This window comes from Streptomyces sp. SID3343 (genome assembly GCF_009865215.1).
GTDB lineage: Bacteria > Actinomycetota > Actinomycetes > Streptomycetales > Streptomycetaceae > Embleya.
The window spans coordinates 1-320 of sequence record NZ_WWJX01000759.1 but is presented as its reverse complement, the minus strand read 5'-3'; the positions used below and the strand labels follow the sequence as shown (position 1 = coordinate 320).

General features: G+C 74.7%; 1 protein-coding gene. It reads left to right on the top strand.

Features of this window, described 5'->3' with window-relative positions:
• A partial coding sequence (locus GT354_RS23035) for a response regulator transcription factor (RefSeq protein WP_161358276.1) occupies window positions 1–250 on the top strand: 250 nt, incomplete at its 5' end.
• Between the last annotated feature and the right edge of the window lie 70 nt (window positions 251–320).

Here is a 320-nt window from a genome sequence, read left to right as displayed (position 1 = left end):
GCTCACCGCGCTGCTCGCGGGCGGCGCGCCCCGCGACGGCGAGCGACTGTTCCCCGAGTTGACCGCGCGCGAGTGCGAGGTCCTGGACCTGCTCGCGCGCGGACTGGACAACCGCCACATCGCGCGCCGGCTGTTCCTCGCGGAGAAGACCGTGCGCAACCACATCACGCACATCTTCGAGAAGCTGCACGTCGGTTCGCGCGCCGAAGCGGTCGCCCGGGCCCGCGACTTCGGGTTGGGCACCGACTGACCCGCCGCGGTCCGCGGAGTCCACGCCCGGGACACGGACGGGACCGCTGCCTCGCGCGCCCGGGACGCCG